General features: G+C 78.2%; 15 protein-coding genes. 6 read left to right on the forward strand and 9 right to left on the reverse strand.

The genetic code is table 11. The features are described 5' to 3' along the window. Positions 1-215: 215 nt before the first annotated feature. The 3 genes from LO771_RS14960 to LO771_RS14970 all read right to left on the reverse strand — a co-directional run bounded on the left by LO771_RS14960 (position 216) and on the right by LO771_RS14970 (position 2,746). On the reverse strand, positions 216-1,070 hold the full coding sequence (locus LO771_RS14960) for an N-acyl homoserine lactonase family protein (RefSeq protein WP_230652516.1): 855 nt from the start codon (positions 1,068-1,070) through the stop codon (positions 216-218). A 125-nt stretch (positions 1,071-1,195) separates the two neighbouring features. Continuing rightward, positions 1,196-2,221 (reverse strand): TerC family protein, encoded by a 1,026-nt coding sequence (locus tag LO771_RS14965; protein ID WP_230652518.1) that lies wholly within the window; start codon positions 2,219-2,221, stop codon positions 1,196-1,198. A gap of 66 nt (positions 2,222-2,287) precedes the next feature. Then, positions 2,288-2,746 carry a universal stress protein gene (locus LO771_RS14970; RefSeq protein WP_230652520.1) on the reverse strand — a complete coding sequence of 153 codons (459 nt, stop codon included), beginning with the start codon at positions 2,744-2,746 and terminating at the stop codon, positions 2,288-2,290. 265 nt (positions 2,747-3,011) lie between these two features. Between LO771_RS14970 and LO771_RS14975 the strand changes: the two genes are divergently transcribed. Further along, entirely contained in the window at positions 3,012-3,398 is a 387-nt protein-coding gene (locus LO771_RS14975; protein ID WP_230652523.1) for a helix-turn-helix domain-containing protein, read from the forward strand. Positions 3,399-3,463: 65 nt separating this feature from the next. On the opposite strand, the gene LO771_RS14980 is transcribed toward LO771_RS14975, so the two are convergent. Together LO771_RS14980 and LO771_RS14985 are read right to left on the reverse strand one after the other, a co-directional pair. Then, on the reverse strand, positions 3,464-4,309 hold the full coding sequence (locus LO771_RS14980; RefSeq protein ID WP_230652525.1) for an SDR family NAD(P)-dependent oxidoreductase: 846 nt from the start codon (positions 4,307-4,309) through the stop codon (positions 3,464-3,466). A gap of 30 nt (positions 4,310-4,339) precedes the next feature. Beyond that, on the reverse strand, positions 4,340-4,825 hold the full coding sequence (locus tag LO771_RS14985) for a DUF6069 family protein (protein WP_230652528.1): 486 nt from the start codon (positions 4,823-4,825) through the stop codon (positions 4,340-4,342). A 76-nt stretch (positions 4,826-4,901) separates the two neighbouring features. Here LO771_RS14985 and LO771_RS14990 point away from each other — a divergent pair, with 76 nt between their 5' ends. Continuing rightward, positions 4,902-5,348, forward strand: a complete 447-nt coding sequence (locus LO771_RS14990) for a MarR family winged helix-turn-helix transcriptional regulator (RefSeq protein WP_230652531.1) — start codon at positions 4,902-4,904, stop codon at positions 5,346-5,348. A gap of 33 nt (positions 5,349-5,381) precedes the next feature. On the opposite strand, the gene LO771_RS14995 is transcribed toward LO771_RS14990, so the two are convergent. Beyond that, positions 5,382-7,085: a RecQ family ATP-dependent DNA helicase gene (locus LO771_RS14995; protein WP_230652534.1), complete on the reverse strand. Its 1,704-nt coding sequence runs from the start codon at positions 7,083-7,085 to the stop codon at positions 5,382-5,384. A 449-nt stretch (positions 7,086-7,534) separates the two neighbouring features. On the opposite strand from LO771_RS14995, the gene LO771_RS15000 reads away from it, so the two are divergent. Both LO771_RS15000 and LO771_RS15005 read left to right on the forward strand, forming a co-directional pair. After that, positions 7,535-8,011 carry a VOC family protein gene (locus tag LO771_RS15000; RefSeq protein ID WP_230652536.1) on the forward strand — a complete coding sequence of 159 codons (477 nt, stop codon included), beginning with the start codon at positions 7,535-7,537 and terminating at the stop codon, positions 8,009-8,011. Positions 8,012-8,198: 187 nt separating this feature from the next. Then, entirely contained in the window at positions 8,199-8,600 is a 402-nt protein-coding gene (locus LO771_RS15005) for a hypothetical protein (protein ID WP_230652538.1), read from the forward strand. 148 nt (positions 8,601-8,748) lie between these two features. Here the strand turns inward: LO771_RS15005 and LO771_RS15010 are convergent, their stop codons facing one another. After that, positions 8,749-8,964 carry a hypothetical protein gene (locus LO771_RS15010; protein WP_230652541.1) on the reverse strand — a complete coding sequence of 72 codons (216 nt, stop codon included), beginning with the start codon at positions 8,962-8,964 and terminating at the stop codon, positions 8,749-8,751. A gap of 478 nt (positions 8,965-9,442) precedes the next feature. On the opposite strand from LO771_RS15010, the gene LO771_RS15015 reads away from it, so the two are divergent. Then, complete coding sequence (locus LO771_RS15015) at positions 9,443-10,060, forward strand: hypothetical protein (RefSeq protein WP_230652544.1); 618 nt, start codon at positions 9,443-9,445, stop codon at positions 10,058-10,060. Positions 10,061-10,158: 98 nt separating this feature from the next. Here the strand turns inward: LO771_RS15015 and LO771_RS15020 are convergent, their stop codons facing one another. Further along, positions 10,159-11,115 (reverse strand): LysR family transcriptional regulator, encoded by a 957-nt coding sequence (locus LO771_RS15020; RefSeq protein WP_230652547.1) that lies wholly within the window; start codon positions 11,113-11,115, stop codon positions 10,159-10,161. 101 nt (positions 11,116-11,216) lie between these two features. On the opposite strand from LO771_RS15020, the gene LO771_RS15025 reads away from it, so the two are divergent. Beyond that, entirely contained in the window at positions 11,217-12,260 is a 1,044-nt protein-coding gene (locus tag LO771_RS15025) for a zinc-dependent alcohol dehydrogenase family protein (protein WP_230652549.1), read from the forward strand. Positions 12,261-12,425: 165 nt separating this feature from the next. On the opposite strand, the gene LO771_RS15030 is transcribed toward LO771_RS15025, so the two are convergent. Next, entirely contained in the window at positions 12,426-14,573 is a 2,148-nt protein-coding gene (locus LO771_RS15030; RefSeq protein WP_230652552.1) for a hypothetical protein, read from the reverse strand. Between the last annotated feature and the right edge of the window lie 454 nt (positions 14,574-15,027).

A 15,027-nucleotide genomic window follows, 5' to 3' on the forward strand; every position in this document is an offset into this window, starting at 1 on the left:
GAGCAGCTCATTGTGCTCCATCGCGCCCGTGTGGCCGAACCCTTTACGGACGGGAGGACCTGACGGCAGATCGGCGGAGACCGGCCGGTCCCGGAGGGACGGCACCGGCCACCCGGACGACCGGTCGCCGGGGCTTCAGGGCGGCGGGGCTCCAGAGCGGCGGGGCTGCGGGCGCCGTTCGCCGCCGCCGGTCCGCACGACCGGGCGTCACGGGCTCAGGGCTCGGCCGCGCCCGGGGCGGGGGCGTGGTGGGAGAGCAGGACCCGGGCGCCGGCGTCCGCGAGGGAGGCGAGCAGGCGCTGGGTCCGGAGGTTCGCCGGCCGGTCGGCGGCGATGCCCGGCGGGCGGCCGCGGCGCAGCTGCCCGGGGCTGAACGCCGCGTCGCCCGCGACGACGACCGGGGCGTCCCCGCCGAGGACGACGAGGCCCTGGTGGCCCGGGGTGTGGCCGGGCAGGGGCACGGCGCGCACCGTCCCGTCCGGGGTGAGCGCGTGGGAGCGGTCAAAGCCCGCCACCGGGCCGTCGGTCCACCGCGTCGCCGTCGTCCGGCCGTCGCCGGGGAGCCTGCACCGGGTGGACCCCGGGAACGGGTCGGCCTCGCCGTCCCCCACCAGCACCTGCGCGCCGGTGAAGGCCGGCAGGTTGCCGGTGTGGTCGGAGTGGAGGTGGGTGAGGACGACCGTGTCGACGTCGCGGGGGTCGGTCCCCTCGGCCGCGAGGCGGCGGGGCAGGGCGGCCTCCGGCGGCACCTCGATGCGCAGGAAGGCACGGTGGAAGCGCTCCTGCCGTGCCGACCCGCACCCGTAGTGCCCCCGGGGGCGGTGCTCGGCGTCCCCGGTGTCGACCAGGACCGTGCGTTCGGGGTGGCGGACGAGGAAGGCGTGGATCGGCAGCCAGGGCGTCCAGCCGCGTCCGGCGAGGATCGCGGGGAAGGCGAGCGCGTCCGGCCCGCCGAACTCCCGGTGGGCGGGGCGGACGGCCACCCACCCGACGGTGAACACGGTCACCGTCACGTCCGGGCCGGCCCGGAGGACGGCCGGCGCGGGGATCGGGGGAAGGGCCTGACGCATCGTGCTCCTCCCGTGCGGGCGGTCCGCGGCGCAGCCGGACCGTGTCCACCCACCCTGCCGGACTTCCGGCGCCCGTGCACGCCGGGTCCTGCCGGAGGTCTGCGGCGCCCCCGGCGTGCACGGGGTCACCCGTGGCGGTGGACGGCCCGGTCGGCGGGGTCCGGACGGGCGGGGTCCGGAGGCGTCCGGTCGGACTCGGCAGGCCCGGCAGGCCCGGCCGACTCGGCGGGCCCGGCGGCGAGCGACCAGCCGATCGAGGCGGCGAGCACGGCGACGATGACGCCGAGCGTGACCGGCACGGGGAGCTTGCCGACCGGCGTCTCGGAGAGGATGAGCTTGACGCCGGCGAAGGCGAGCAGCACGGCCAGCCCGTAGTGCAGGTACCGGAAGCGGCGCAGGAGCCCGGCGAGGCAGAAGTAGAGGCTGCGCAGGCCGAGGACGGCGAAGGCGTTGGCGGCCCAGACCAGGAAGGTGTTCGTCGTGACAGCGAGCACCGCGGCCACGGAGTCGACGGCGAAGACGAGGTCGGTGGCCTCGACCGCCACGAGGACGACGAGCAGCAGGGTGGCGGTGCGCCGGCCGTTCAGGCGGACGAAGAAGCGGTCGCCGTGGTACCGGGGGTCCGTGGGGACGACGCGGCGGACGAGGCGGACGAGCGGGTTGCGGTCCGGGTGGACCTCCTGGTCGTGGCCGAAGGCCATCCTCCAGCCGGTCCAGATGAGGAAGGCGCCGAACAGGTAGGCGGTCCAGAAGAAGACGTGCAGCAGTTCCGCGCCGACGAAGATGAAGACGAGCCGGGCCGCCAGTGCGCCCAGGACGCCCCAGAACAGCACCTTGTGGTGGTAGGCGTCGGGGACGGCGAAGAAGGAGAGCACGAGGGCGAAGACGAAGACGTTGTCGATCGACAGCGCCTTCTCGATGAGGTAGCCGGCGTAGTAGGTGCCGGCGGCCTCGCCGCCCTGCCAGGCCCACAGGACGAGGCCGAAGGCGAGGCCGGCGGCGATCCAGGCGGCGCTCCAGAGGGCGGCCTCGCGGAAGCCGATGACGTGGCTGTCGCGGTGGGCCAGGAGGTCGACCGCCAGCATCGCGGCGATGCCGGCGGTGAGGGCGGCCCAGGCCCACAGGGGGACGGCGAAGGCGAGGTCGTTCATGGCGGGGCCTTTCCGTGGGGCCGTGTCGTCCGGGCGCGTCCGGTCCGTGCCGGCCGCCCGGAGCGGTCAGGCGGCGGACGGGGCCGGTGCCCGGACCGGGGCGCCGGCACGGCGGACCGGCCCGGGCGTGCCGCCCCCGCCGGGGGCTCCCAGGACAGGCCGCCACGGGGGCGGTACGACGGTGCGGACCTGAGGGCCGCCCCGGAGGGCGGCCGCCTCGACGAGGGCGGGGGCGTCGACGCCGGCCGGTCCGGTGCGGTGGGCGACGACCACGGAGGCGCCGAGGCGTCCGGCGGGCTCCAGCACCCGGGAGGCGGCGGCCAGGCGGCTCCCGCCGGACGGCAGCGGCACGGTGACGGGGACGCACTCCTCGGCCGCCCGGCCGAGCCGGGTCAGCACGCGGGCGAGGACGCCGTGCGCGGTGCCGGGGCCGGGGCGGCGGGGCCGGAAGCCCGGCGGGACGACCGCGATCAGGAGCAGGGGGGCGCGGGAGGCGGCGGCCAGGGCGGCGGCGGCGTCGGCCACCCGGAGGTCCGCGGAGCCCCCCGTGAGCACGGCGGCCACCGGGGGGCGGGGCCTCGCGCCGCACGGTGCGGGATGGCCGGTCGGGGGATGCGGGGACGTGGCGGCCATGGCGGTCCTGCCTTCCCGGGGTGACGAACGAAGGGAGGAATGTCCCTATTGTCCACCTTCGGGACAAAAGGCGTCGATATTCACACGAATAATACTTCGCATGTTTGCGAGCGTGCGCCGCGGCGGACACCCGAAACAGGACTCGTACGATGGAGCGGTGAGCGCGTCGCACCCCGGAGGAGACGGGGAGGGCGGTCACTGGACCTTCCTCACCAACCACGCCCGGGTCCTCCTCCACATCGCCCGGGACCCCGAGGTCAGACTGCGGGACGTCTCCGCGGCCGCGGGCATCACCGAGCGCTCGGCGCAGGCCATCGTCGCGGACCTGGAGTCCGCGGGCTACCTGACCCGCACCCGCGTGGGGCGCCGCAACCGGTACACCGTGGACCCGACCGTGCGCCTGCGCCACCCCGCCGAGGCCGGGCACCCCGTCGGGGACCTGCTCGGCGCCTTCCTCCACCGGGAGGGCGCCGCCGCCCCGGAGGACCCGCAGGACGGCGGGGGCGCCTCGGACGGGACGGACGCCGCAGGGCCGCAGCGGTAGCAGGCCGCGCCCCGGGGGCGTGCGGCCCGGCCCGCGCCCCGGGGACGCGGGCCGGGCCGCCGGGGTCACCGCCCGGTGTCGACCGTGAGGCCGACCAGCTCCTCCGTCCGGCGCCAGAGGCCCCGGCGCAGTTCGAGGTCGCGGGCGCGGGCGGGCACCCGGACCGGCCCCTTCATGCCGATCAGGACGTCGCCGGAGTGGCGCTCGGCGGTGTCGAGCAGGATCCGGGCGGCCTCGGCGGGGCCGCGCACCGTGGCCAGGGCGCCGTAGGCGGCCACCATCGTCCTGCCGAACAGGCCCGTGGCCACCTCGTCGCGGATGCCCGTCTCCACGGCACCGGGGTTGGCCACCTGGACGACGACGCCGGAGCCGGCCAGGCGCGCGGCGAGTTCGACGCCGAAGACGTCGTTCGCCCCCTGGCCGACGCCATGGGCGCGGAAGGCGCCGACGCGGGGTCCGGGCGGGACGGAGCCGAGGGAGAAGCGGCCGGCCGCGCCCGCGGCGGCGACGTGCAGGATGCGGGCGGAACCCGCCCGCAACCGGTCGAGCAGCAGCCCGGCGAGCAGGAACCGGGACAGGTAGTTGGTGGCGAAGCCGACCTCGAAGCCCTCCGGGGTGTCCACGCGCTCCTTCTTGATGACGTCGGCGCTCTGCACGAGGTGGTGCAGGCGGTCGTGGCGGGAGGCGACCTCCGCGGCGACGCGGCGGACCTCGGGGAGCCGGGAGACGTCGGCGGGGAGGAAGGCGGCGCCGATCTCGGCCGCCGCCTCCGCCCCGGCGCCGCCGGGCCGGCCGACGACCGTCACGTCGTTCCCGGCGGCGGCCAGCAGGCGGGCGATCTCCCTGCCGATGCCGCGGGTTCCGCCGACGACCAGCGCCGCGGGGCGGGAACCGTGGGTGGGGTGTGCCATGGGTCTCTCCTGGGGTGTTCGTGCGGGGTCTCAGCGAGCCGCGGCACCGGCGGCACGCCTGCGCGCGGTACCGGCGGCACGTCTGCGCGCCCGCAGGAGCGCGGGGACGAGGAGGGCGGCGGGGAGGAGGTGGAGCGGGACGAGGGCGAGGGCGGCGGCCGGAGACACGCCGGGGAAGGCGCCGGGGTCCGCCCGGAGGAGCGCTGCGGGGGACGCGAGCGACAGCACGGCGACCGCGGCGGCGAGGACGGCGAGGACCCGGTCGGCCCGCGCCGGCCGGATTCTCACCAGGACCAGATGGAGCACCGTGCCGGCGGCGCAGGCCGCCAGGGTGGCGGCGACCACCGGAGGCACCTGGAGCGGGCGGAAGGCGGGGGCGATGCCGAGGGCCGACCGCAGGAGCACGGCCGCCGCGGCGTTGGCGGCGGCCGCGGCCAGGGTGGCCGCCGCGCCGGCGAGGACCAGGGGGCGCAGGCGGTCCGCGGGCGTGGGACGAGGGGGTTCCGAAGCTGTCACGGCGGACTCCATAGTTGTCTTTCAATAACTATGAAAGAACAACTATCACGGCACAACCGTCTTGTACAGTCGACGGGTGAACGCCGCAGACGACGCATGGCTGCTGATGACCTCGCTGGTCTTCGCCGAACGGCAGTCCCTGACCCAGGCGGCGGCCGAGCTGGGCCTCACAGGCCTGCAGGCCCAGGCACTGGTGCTGCTGGACCCCGCAGCCCCGGCCCCCGCCATGCAGGACCTCGCCGAGTGGCTGGCGTGCGAGCCGTCCAACCTCACCCACCTGGTGAACCGGCTCCAGAGCCTCGGCTACGTCGAACGGGTCCCCCACCCCACCAACCGGCGCATGAAGACGCTGCGCCTCACCACCGAGGGGGTGAAGGCCCGGAGCAGGGCCCTCCTGCCCCTCCTCACCGCCCCGGCGGCGCTTCGGGCGCTGCCGCGGGAGGACCAGGAGGCCCTGCGCGGGATCCTCAGCCGCATCCACACCGTCCCCCGCGGCCTGCGGCCGCCTGCGGACACCGGCTGACCACGGGGGCGGCCGACGCCCCCGGGCCGCCCGTCAGACCGCGGCGAGGAGGTCGTTGCGGAGCACCAGGGGCAGCGAGAGGGTGCGGTAGCCGACGGTCTCGAAGAGCACCGTGAGCCGCCCCTCCTCCTCGCTGAGCACCGCGCCGTCGCCCCACTGCCCGTGGCGGACGCGCGCGCCCGGGACGAAGGGGTGGCCGGTGGGCGCGGCGGACTCCGCGGCGCCCGAGGCGGCGGGGGCGGTCCCGGCCAGGACGCCCTCGGCGGCAGCCGCGTCCCCGTCCTCCCGCAGCTCCTCCCGCTCGCAGACGTCGCAGCTGCCGCAGGGGCCGTCCAGGGCCTCGCCGAAGTACCCGAGGAGGAAGCGGCGCCGGCAGCCGGTGGTCTCGGCGAAGCCGCGCATCATGTCGACCCGGGAGCGCTCCAGCTGCTGGCGGGCGTCGCCGAGCCGGACCGCCTCCTCGGCCGCGCGGGCGGCTCCGAAGCCCTCGACCGCGGCCAGTTCCCCCTCGTCGGTGGTGCGCACGGCGCCGACCTGCTCCAGGAGGTTGACGACGGCGGTGAGGCGGCTCGCGGACAGCCCGGTGGCGGACCGCAGGTCGGTCGGCGGCACCGGGCCGCGGTGGGACTGGATGCGGCGGGCCACCCGGGCGACGGTGTCCGGGTCGGGGCGCCCCGCGGAGAAGAAGCGCTGCATGCCGAGGTCCTCGGGCCGGTAGGCGAGGACGGCGCGGGCGGGCTCGCCGTCGCGGCCGGCCCGGCCGATCTCCTGGTAGTAGGCGTCCAGCGAGCCGGGCACCGAGGCGTGCAGGACGAACCGGACGTCGGCCTTGTCGATGCCCATGCCGAAGGCGGAGGTCGCCACGACGACGTCGAGGGAGCCGTCGCGGAACCGGTCGTGGACGCCGTGCCGCTCGGCCGCCCGCATCCCGGCGTGGTAGGGGGCGGCGTCCAGCCCGAGGGCGGCCAGCTCCTCCGCGTAGGCCTCGGCGTCCTTGCGGGTGGCGGCGTAGACGATGCCGGGCTTGGGCTCGGCGGCGGCGCGTTCGACGACGGCGCGGCGCTTGACCTCGTCGTCCCGGAAGGGGACGACCTCCAGGTGGATGTTGGGCCGGTCGAAGCCCGCCACGACCTCGTGCACGTCGCGCATGCCGAGCTGCTCGACGATGTCGGCCCGCACGGGCGCGGCGGCGCTCGCCGTGAGCGCCAGCACCGGCGGACGGCCGACGCGCTCGAGCGCGTGGCGGAGCCTCAGGTAGTCGGGGCGGAAGTCGTGGCCCCAGGAGGAGACGCACTGGGCCTCGTCGACGACGAACAGCGCGGGCCGGGCGGCGGCGAGCTGCTCCAGCACGTCGTCCTTGGCCAGCTGCTCGGGGGCGAGGAAGAGGAAGTCGACGTCCCCGGCGCTGATGCGGTCCCAGGCCTCGTCGTTCTCGGCCCGTCCCTGGGAGGAGTTGACCGCGACGGCCTCGGGGCCGTCCAGGCGCAGCAGGCCCGCCACCTGGTCGCGCTGGAGGGCGACCAGGGGCGAGACGACGAGCGTGGGGCCCTCCAGGAGCAGCCCCGGCACCTGGTACACGGCGGACTTCCCGGCGCCGGTGGGCATGACGACCACGGTGTCGCGGCGTTCCATCACGGCCTGCATGGCGGCGAGTTGGGCGGGGCGCAGCCGGTCCCAGCCGAAGACCTCCTTGGCGCGTCGGCGCAGGCGGGTGGAGGTGGAGGCGGATGCGGCCATGTCGCTCCTCGCGGACGTGCCCCGACGGGCGGGGCGGGGTGGGGCAGGTGAGCGGCAGTTACCCGGGGCGGGGGAAGTTATGGGCGCGTTCGTCCGGCGTGCGGGGCGGACGGCCGGGGGCCGGGGGCGCGGGCCGGCGACGGGGACGTGCGGACCGGCGACGGGGATCCGGTCGCACGCCCGCGCGGGCGGTCCGGCGCGGGCGGCCCGGCGCGGGCGGCCCGGCGCGGGCGGTCCGGCGCAGGCGGCCCGGCGCAGGCGGCCCGGCGCAGGCGGCCCGGCGCGGGCGGTCCGGCGCAGGCGGCCCGGCGCGGGCAGACGGCACGGGCGGGAGGCCGGGGCGGGCGGGGGCTCCGCGCAGGGGCGGCCCTGCCGGCCGATGAGTCCGGGCCGCCGCAGTCGTCCACCCGGTACGGGGACACGCCCGCGAACGCCGAGGAGGACGCACCGTGCAGAAGATCACCACGTTCCTGTGGTTCGAGGACAGGGCCGAGGAGGCCGCCGAGCTCTACACGTCCGTCTTCCCCGACTCCCGGATCACGGAGGTGCGGCGGTACGGCGCGGCGGGCCCGCTGCCCGAGGGGACGGTCATGACCGTCGGGTTCGAACTGGCGGGGCAGCGGTTCACCGCACTGAACGGCGGCCCCCACCACCGGTTCAACGAGGCGGTCTCGCTGTTCGTGGACTGCGCGGACCAGGAGGAGGTGGACCGGCTCTGGGAGAGGCTCGGCGACGGCGGGGAGCACGGGCCGTGCGGTTGGCTCAAGGACCGGTTCGGCCTGTCCTGGCAGATCGTCCCGACGGTGCTGGGCCGGCTCCTGGACGACCCGGACCCGGCGGCCGCCGAACGGGTGGTGAAGGCGATGCTCGGGATGGGGAAGCTGGACGTGCGGGCACTGGAGGAGGCCCGCGGGGGTACGGGGTGACGGCGTCCGCGGGCCGTCGGCGGGGCCTCCACGATCGGCCCGCGCGGTGCGGTTCCACGATCGGCGGCGTTCCAGCAGATCGGGTGGCTTCGACGCGTGGCACCGTCTGAGCCGGTGTCCGGCGGGGGACGGTTGCGATGTCCGATTCCGTACAGGTGCCCCGCACCTGATGCGACAGGAGATCGCCATGCGCGTTTCCCGCTTCGCCGCCGCTCTCGGCGTGGCCGCCGCCGTCGTCCTGGGCGGCGCCGGCGCCGCCCAGGCAGCGGCCCCGGCCGCCCCCGCCCCCCACTCCGTACAGGACCGCGACGGCTGGCACCGCGGTGACGACGGCCGCTTCGGCCACGACGAGGGCCGGGACCACGACGGCCGCTTCGGCCACGACGAGGGCCGGGACCACGAGCGCTGGGGCTACCGCCACCACCGCCACCACGAGCGCTGGGGCCACCGGCACCACCGCCACCACGAGCGCTGGGGCCACCGGCACCACCGCCACCACGAGCGCTGGGGCCACCGGCACCACCGCCACCACCACCGTTTCGGCCACTTCGGCCGCTACGGCCACGACGGCGGGCGCCGCATCGGCTGACCCGGCCCCGGCCGGGACGTGAGCCGGGCCCGTGGCCCCCACCGCGAGGGCGGGGGCCACGGGCCCGTGCCGTGCTCCGTCCGGGACCGCCGGGGGACCGGTCGGGCCGGGCGGGGTGCGCGCACCGGGGCGGCGGGCCCCGGCCGGATCACTTCTCGTACGTCGACAGCGCCAGGCCGAGGGCGAAGAACGTGGGTGCCCACTCCCCGACGAAGATGCCCCAGCGGTCGGCGCGCTCCTCGCCCTTCTTCTCCACGCTCATGGAGGCGCGCCAGGAGATGACGGAGAGGACGATCGAGGCGAAGCCCGCGGTGTAGGCGTGCTCGGCGCGGATACCGGAGTCGTGCAGCTTCTTGACCAGCATCGGAGTCTCGCTTTCAGGCCCGGGCACGCGTCGCTGCCGGGCACCCGGGTCGGCGGTGGGGCGGCCGGATACGGCCGGTCGGGCCCGCGGGCCCGCTCCGTGGGGGGACGGGCCCGCGGTCGGACGCACCACGGGTCGGGCGCGCCGCGGACCGGTCAGCGCCGAGCGGTCCGCCCCTCCACTCCACCACCCCTGCACGGCATCGGCCCGGGTGGCGGGGCCGGACGGGTGATCGGCAGACCCGCGGGCCCGGCGCGGCGGCGGCCCGGCCGCCCGGGCCGGGCGCGCGGGGCGGGGACACGGCGTGCGGGGTGCCGGGGGCGCGCCGCGGGGGCGGGGCCCGCAAGGGGGTGCGGCGGCGGGGACGGCGACGGGCCGTCAGGTTGTCCGGGACGGGGTGCATCCAGGGGTGCGGAGGCGGCGGAAGCAGCGCGTGACGGTCACGGCGGCCGTCCTGTTGCGAGACCAGGGAGTCCTCATGAGCATCCGTACGGCGGTCCGCGTCCGGTCGGCGGCGGTGGTGGCGGCCGCAGCGGTGGTGGCGGCGGGCGCGGGCGCCGCCCCGGCGTCCGCGGACGGTCCGGCCTCGGTGAGGGTGACGTCCGGCACCACCCGGGTCGTCATCGCGCCCGCCGTGGCGCGGGCCCTGCTCAAGGCCGGGATCCTGCCGGTGGTGACCAGGCCGGGCCGGCCCGGCCTGGCCTTCCCATCGGGGCAGCCCACCCTCACCGCGTCCTTCCCCGTCACCGGCGGTCGGCTCACGCCGTCCCCCCTGGGCGGGACGATCGAGCACCGCGGCGGCCTGCGCTTCGTCAACCTGCGCAACGGCGCCTCGCTGGAGGTCCGCGACTTCGTCATCGACCTGGACAAGGGCGACCTGACCGGCCGGGTGGCGGGGACGCAGACCCGGGTGCCGGTCTTCGACCTGGACCTCTCCAAGGCGAAGGTGGACCTGGGGTCGTCCTCGGCCACCGCGTCGGACGTCGGCCTGAACCTCACCGAGGCCGCCGCCGGCGCGCTGGACGCGACGCTGAAGACCAAGGCGTTCGCGGGCGGCCTGGCGGTGGGCACCGCCACCACGAACCCGCGCTTCTGACCCGCCGGTCCGCGCCGTCCCGACGGACCGGGACCGCCGGGGGCCGCCGCCCGCCGCAATCCTTCCGGCGTCGCATGCCCGGCGTCACCCCGCGGCCGTCACGTCCCCGGCGGCGGGCCCGCCGGGGCCCCGTCGCCGCCGCCGCACCGCCGTCCGAGCTCGGCGAGGATGCGGACGCAGGCGCGGACCGCGGGGTGGGTGTCCGTACCGGTGCGCACGCACGCCTCGACGACCCGGGCCAGGCCGGGGTCGGCGAGCGGCCGGACGGCCGACCCGCCGGGCAGGGCGGCCACGGCTGCCACGGCGGAGCGGGGGACGAGCGCGGCGGCCCCGCCCGCGGCGGCGAGGGCGACCGCACCGGGGAAGTCCGCGGCCGTGTGCCGCACGTCGGGGGTGAACCCCGCGGAGCGGCAGGCGTGCAGGGCGGCCTCCCGGCAGGCGCTCCCCTCGGGGGCCAGCACCCACGGCAGGTCCGCGTACGCCGCCAGGTCCGCGACCGCCCCCTCCGCCTCGCGGGCGCGGTCCTCCGGCAGGACGAGGAGCAGGGGGTCGACGAGGAGCCGGGTGGTGAGGACGTCGGGGGGCGGCACGGTGCCCAGGTTGAGGTACCGGTAGACGACGGCCAGGTCGCGACGGCGGCGGCGCAGCAGCGGCAGGCTCGTCTCGGGCTCCTCCTCGGTGAGGTGGAGCCGGAGCTGCGGAGAGCGGGCGCGCGCCTCGGCGAGCAGGGGCGCCCCCAGGACGGGCAGGGCGCTGGTGAAGCAGGAGACGCGGAAGGGGCCCGCGACGGCGTCGCCCGTGCCGCGCAGGCGCGCCTCGGCCCGTTCGAGGGCGGCGAGGACGTCGCAGGTGTCCTCCACGAGGGCGGCACCGGCCGCGGTGAGGAGCACCCGCCCCCGGTCGCGGTCGACGAGCGCGGCGCCGGTCTCCCGTTCGAGCTGCCGGAGCTGCTGGGAGACGGCCGAGGGGGTGACGCCGTGCAGGTCGGCGACGGCCGTCACGGTCCCCAGGTCGGCGAGGTCGCGCAGGAGCAGCAGGCGGCGGACGTCGAGCACAAGTTCAGCTTAACGGTCCCGGTAGGCGATGTAGCTGGACAGGCGTGCCGTGGTGGGGGACGGTGGGGACGTTCCCGATGATCTCCCGAAGGACATGCATCATGCGCGCCACCGTGATCCACGGACCTCACGACATCCGGGTGGAGGAGGTCCCCGACGCCGCCGTCCGGCAGCCCACCGACGCCGTGGTCCGGGTCGTCCTCGCCTGCATCTGCGGCAGCGACCTGTGGGCCTACCGCGGGGTGGCGGCGCGCCGGCCGGGGCAGCGGATCGGCCACGAGTTCCTGGGCGTGGTGGAGGAGGTCGGCTCCGAGGTGACGGGCGTGCGGCCCGGCGACCTGGTGGTGGCCCCGTTCGTCTGGTCCGACGGCGTCTGCGACTTCTGCCGCGAGGGCCTGCAGACCTCCTGCCCGCACGGCGGCTTCTGGGGCGAGCCCGGCTCGGACGGCGGCCAGGGCGAGGCGGTCCGCGTGCCGTACGCCGACGGCACCCTGGTCGGGCTGCCCGCCGAGGCCCTGGGCGACGACCGCCTGCTGACCGCCATGCTCGCACTCTCCGACGTGATGAGCACCGGGCACCACGCGGCGCTGGCCGCCGGGGTCCGCCCGGGCTCCACGGTCGCCGTGGTCGGCGACGGCGCGGTCGGCCTGTGCGGCGTGCTGGCCGCCCGCCGCCTGGGCGCCGAGCGGATCATCGCCATGGGCCGGCACAAGACCCGTACCGACATCGCGCGCGACTTCGGCGCGACCGACGTCGTCGCCGAGCGCGGCGAGGAGGCGGTGGCCGCGGTGCGGGAGCTGACCGGCGGGCAGGGCGCCCACGCCGTGCTGGAGGCGGTCGGCACGGAGGACTCCATGCGCACCGCCGTGTCGATCACCCGCGACGGCGGGTTCGTCGGCTACGTCGGCGTGCCGCACGGCGGCAGCGCGGGCATCGACATCGGCCAGATGTTCAACCGCAACGTCGGGCTGCGCGGCGGCGTCGCCCCCGCCCGCGCCTACATCCCGGAGCTGCTGGAGGACGTGCTGTCCGGGAGGATCGACCCCTCCCCCGTCTTCGACCGGACCGTCGGACTCGACGGCGTCCCGGACGGCTACCGGGCCATGGACGACCGCAGCGCCCTCAAGGTGCGCGTGAAGTTCTGACCCGCGCCGCCCGCCCGGCCCGGCCCGCGCCGCCCCCCGGTCCGGGGGGCGGCGCGGCCGTGCGGGGGCGGGTCCCGCGGGCGGGCTCCGGGAGGGGCCGGAAGCGGAGCGCGGGGCTCAGGGGGCGCGGGGCTCAGGGGGCGCCGGGCTCAGGGGGCGCCGGGCTCAGGGGGCGGGTGCCGGGCGGACCGGCGGCAGGGGGCCGATGCGGGCACCCGAGGCGAGCAGGGCCGACAGCCGCTCCGGCCCCGCGGTCCCGCCCGGCAGCGCGAGGACCTGGTGCGGCACGGCCGCGCCGAAGCGCAGCGTGCCGCTCCCGGCGACGCGCCGCACGTGCCGGCTGCCCGCGACCAGCAGGTAGCCGCGCCCGCCGGGCGGGTGCCACCACACCGAGGCCAGGACGTCGGGCGCGAACCGGCTGCACGCCCGGCCGCCCGACTCCTGCCCGGTGCGGACGGCCCCCGGGCGCCCGGGGCCGGAGGCGGGCAGCAGGACCGCGGTCGCGGCCGCGCCGTCGCCGGTCCACCGGTCGGTGCGCAGGCAGACCCACGTCGCGGTGCCGCGCCTCTCCGGCAGGGGCTGGACGGCGAAGGCCCACAGGTTCACCGACCTCACCGACGCGGCCGCACCGACCCGGCCGGCGGAACCGTCCGGACCGCCCGGAACCGGCGCCAGGCAGGCCGCGCGGGCCCAGGCGGGCAGGGCCTGCGGCCCGGTGGCCTCGCGGGGGCCGGCGGGCGGCACCCGGCCGGGCGGCGGCATCCAGGTCAGGTGGGCGAGGACCGGTCCGCCGAGGTCCGCCAGGAGGAAGGCGTGCCTCTCGGCCACCACCGGCGACGAGCGCAGCTGGAGCACGGGCTCCCCGAGGCAGCCGCCGGCCGCCCGGAACGGCAGCGGCGCGGTGACACCGCCGCCGGCCGCCAGCGGGCGCGCCGGCCGGTCGGGGTACCGCAGGTCCCGGGTCGCCGCCTCCGCCACCCACGGCGCCAGCAGCAGCCGGGCCCCCCGGGGACCGCGGTGCAGCACCACGGCGGCCGTGGTGAGGTCGGCGCCGTCGACGCGCGCCAGGAGGAGCTCGGGGGAGCCGGAGCCCTCGGTCCAGCGGGCGATCCGCCCGCCGTCGTGGAGCAGGACGACCGCCGCACCGTCGACGTCGCCGGCGAACAGCAGGCGGGGGTCCTCCGCCGGCGGGCGGGTCGAGGTGCCGGGCATTGCGGAGACCCGCGTGCCCGGCAGCGGCCGCTCCCAGGTCCGCAGGGCGCGGTCCGTCAGCGCCCGGTCCGCGGTGCGGTCGCCGCGGGCGGGCCAGGCGGTGAGGTCGAGCCGCGCGGTGGTCCGCCACGCGTCGGGGGCGGCGCGGACCAGCCGTACGGCTGCGGACGGGTCCGCCGCGCCCGGTCCGCCCCCGGCGGCGGAGCCGGGCGGGGCCGGCCGGTCGGCGGAGGACGGGACCGCCCACCAGGCGGTGGGGAGTGCGGCCAGCAGGACGGCGGAGACGCCCAGCGCGGTGCGGCGGCGCCGTCGGCGGCGCAGCAGGTCCGAGGGCTGCGCCCGGACCGTGCAGGGGTCGAACTCGGGCGAGGACGCCATCCGGGGTCCGGCCTCCGGGTGGTCCGCGGCAAGCCGGTCGGCGAGGGCCAGGGCCCGGCCCGGGTCGTCGCAGCCCGCCCGGGCGAGCAGCGACCGCACGGCGGTGTCGGGCATGCCCTCCAGGGCCCGCAGGGCGCAGGCGGCCCGGGCCGCGGGCTCGGCCGCCGCCAGGGCGCGGTCGAGGGCGAGCTCCTCGGCGGCGCCCGCGGCGGTGAACAGGCGCAGGCCCCAGACCCGGGGCAGGGTCCACGCACGGAGCGGCAGGGGCCTCCCCGCCCCGGGACCGGCCGCGGCCAGGGCCCCGGCGAGGACCCGCAGCCGGACCTGCCCGTAGGCGGCGCCGGCCGCCTGCCGGGCGGCCCCGCCGCCACCGTTGCCGCCACTGCCGCCGCCGCCGTCGGGCGGCGGGTCGGCCGGGGCGCCCCCACCGGCCGGGGCACGGCGGGGGCCGGGCAGGAGGGCCGCCAGGGGTGCGGCGGGAGGCCGCCGGAAGCCGCGGCCGGACAGGGAGCGCTGCACGAGGGCGTGGGCGGCGACCACACGGCGGTGGCGGTCCTGCCCGGCGGGCAGGACGGCGTAGGCGAGGCGGGCCAGCCGCGCGTAGTTGCCGACCAGGGCGGCCTCCGCGGCCTCGGCGGAGACCGCCGTGCCGGGTGCGGGCCCGGTGTGCTCCGCCGCGCCGGGCTGCGGCCCGGCCGGTTGAGGCCCGGCCGGTTCCCTCACGGCCGGTTCCGGCGTGCACGGCGGCGGGCCCGGCACCGGCGCCGCCGGGACGACGGCGGCCGGGACCGTCCCCTCTCCGCCCCCACCCGCCCGGTCCGTGCCCGCCCCGGCCGCGGCGGGCCCCGCAGCGCCCACCCCGGCTCCGTACCCAAGCCCCCCGTGCCCGCTCGTCCCCATGGCTCCGCACACCCCGCCTCGTCGCTGGACCTTGGCCGGCGGCCCCTCCCCCGCCGACGGCAGCACCTCGGTGCACTGCGTGCAACGAGCGGACGCCCCGCCGGTCACCCAGGGACGGGACCCGGGCCGGGGACAGGACCGGGAACAGGGCCGGGAACCGCCCCGGCGCCCGGTCCGGCGCCCGGCCCTGTGGCCTGTCCTGGTGCCCGCGCCCCGCGGCGCGGGCCCGCCCGTCGGGTGGGGGCGGAGGCGCGGTCGGCGGGGATGGGCCGGGAGC

The sequence above is a fragment of the Streptacidiphilus sp. ASG 303 genome, from assembly GCF_020991365.1.
Taxonomy (GTDB): Bacteria; Actinomycetota; Actinomycetes; order Streptomycetales; family Streptomycetaceae; genus Peterkaempfera.